A 2,531-nucleotide genomic window follows, 5' to 3' on the forward strand; every position below is an offset into this window, starting at 1 on the left:
GTTTCGTGGCGCTCCAGGAGCTCGGCGAGGTAGCGGCCGGTCCAGCTCTTGTCGTTGGCCGCGACCTGCTCGGGAGTGCCGAAGGCTACGATCTCGCCGCCGCCGTCGCCGCCTTCCGGACCGAAGTCCAGGATCCAGTCGGCGGTCTTCACGACGTCGAGGTTGTGTTCGATGACCACCACGGTGTTGCCCTGGTCGACCAGTTCGTGGAGCACTTCCAGGAGCTTCCTGGTGTCCTCGAAGTGCAGGCCCGTGGTCGGCTCGTCGAGGATGTAGAGGGTCTTGCCGGTGGCCCGCCGTGACAGCTCCTTGGACAGCTTCACCCGCTGCGCCTCGCCGCCGGAGAGCGTGGTGGAGGACTGCCCCACCTTGATGTAGCCCAGGCCCACCCGGCGCAGGGTCTCCATCTTCTCGCGCAGCACCGGCACGGCCTTGAAGAAGTCGGCCGCTTCCTCCACCGTCATGCCAAGAACGTCGGCTATGCTCTTGCCTTTGAACAGGACTTCCAGGGTCTCGCGGTTGTAGCGCTTGCCGTGGCAGACGTCGCAGGTGACGTACACGTCCGGCAGGAAGTGCATCTCGATCTTGATCAGGCCGTCGCCCTGGCAGGCCTCGCAGCGGCCGCCCTTGACGTTGAAGCTGAACCGTCCCGGCCCATACCCCCGGGCCTTGGATTCCGGCAGGGCGGCGAACCAGTCGCGGATGGGCTGGAAGGCGCCGGTGTAGGTGGCCGGATTGGAGCGCGGGGTGCGGCCGATCGGCGACTGGTCGATGTCGATGACCTTGTCGAACTGCTCCAGCCCTTCGATCCGCTCGTGCGGGGCGGGCGCGTCCGAGGCGTTGTGCAGCCGGCGCGCGGCGGCCTTGTAGAGGGTCTCGATGGTGAACGTGGACTTGCCGCCGCCGGACACCCCGGTGATGCAGGTGAACACGCCCACCGGGATCTCTCCGGTCACCGATTTCAGGTTGTTGCCAGTGGCCCCGATCACCCGCAGCATCTTCTTCCTGGAGAACGGCCGGCGGTCCTGCGGCACGGGGATCTCCCGGGCGCCCGACAGATATTGGCCGGTCAGGCTGCGCGGCTCGGCCATGATGTCGGCGGCGGTGCCCTGGGCGATGATCTCGCCGCCGTGCACGCCGGCCGCCGGGCCCATGTCGATGACGTGGTCGGCGGTCAGGATCGCCTCCTCGTCGTGCTCCACCACCAGGACGGAGTTGCCCAGGTCGCGCAGGCCCTTGAGGCTGGTGAGCAGCCGCGAATTGTCCCGCTGGTGCAGGCCGATGGACGGCTCGTCCAGCACATAGAGCACGCCGGTCAGGCCCGAGCCGATCTGGCTGGCCAGGCGGATGCGCTGACTCTCGCCGCCCGACAGGGTGCCGGAATTGCGCGACAGATTCAGGTAGTCGAGCCCGACATTCACCAGAAACCGCAGGCGGTCGTTGATCTCCTTCAGGATCCGGCGCGCGATTTCCATCTGCTTGTCGGTAAGCTGGCCTTCCAGCCCCTCGAACCAGGCCTGGGCCTGGCGGATGGCCAGGTGCGACACCTGTCCCACGTGATGGCCGGCGATCTTCACCGCCAGGGCCTCGGGCTTCAGGCGATAGCCGTCGCAGGCCTCGCAAGGCGTCTGCGACTGGTAGCGGCCCAGCTCCTCGCGGACCCACGAAGAATCCGTCTCGCGCCAGCGGCGCTCCAGGTTCGGCAGCACGCCCTCAAAGCTCTTGTTGACCTCGTACTTGCGGGCGTTGTCGTCATAGACAAAGCGGACCTTCTCCCCGGCGGAGCCGTAGAGGATCACCTGCCGGGCCTGGTCGGGCAGCTTCCAGAACGGCACGTCCATGGAAAAATCGTAGTGCCGCGCCAGGGCCTGCAGGGTCTGAGTGTAGAGCGGCGAAGGCCCCTTCGCCCACGGCGCCACCGCCCCCTTGTGCAGGGTCTTGTCCTTGTCCGGCACGACCATGTCGGCGTCGAAGGCCAGCTTCGCCCCCAGGCCGTCGCACACCGGGCAGGCGCCGTAGGGGTTGTTGAATGAGAACAGGCGCGGCTCGATCTCGCTGATCGTGAAGCCGGAGACCGGGCAGGCGAACTTCTCGGAGAACAGCATGCGCCGCGGCTCGTCTTCGGCCGCCGCCTTGTCCGCCCATTCGCCCACGGCGATGCCGTCGGCGAGCCTCAGCGCGGTCTCCAGGCTGTCGGCGTAGCGGGTCTCCTGGCCGTCCTTGGTGACCAGCCGGTCCACCACCACGTCGATGTCGTGCTTGAACTTCTTGTCCAGAACCGGCGCGTCCTCGATCAGGAACAGGTCGCCGTTGACCTTCACCCGCTGGAAGCCGGCCTTCTGCCACTCGGCGATCTCCTTGCGGTACTCGCCCTTGCGGCCGCGCACCACGGGGGCCAGCAGGTAGAGCCGCTCGCCCTCGGGCAGGGCCACAAGCTTGTCGACCATCATGGAGACGGTCTGGCTCTCGATGGGCGTGCCCTATTCGCCGGCCACCGGCCTGCCCATCGAGAGTCAGACCGTCTCCATGAT

Annotated in this window: 1 pseudogene; it reads right to left on the minus strand. The window is 67.2% G+C overall.

The window, feature by feature from the left end:
• Positions 1-2,480, minus strand: a pseudogene (gene uvrA / locus ACLL81_RS04275) (excinuclease ABC subunit UvrA); the annotation flags it as partial.
• Between the last annotated feature and the right edge of the window lie 51 nt (positions 2,481-2,531).

The organism is Phenylobacterium sp. (assembly GCF_046590535.1).
Classification (GTDB): Bacteria; Pseudomonadota; Alphaproteobacteria; order Caulobacterales; family Caulobacteraceae; genus Phenylobacterium.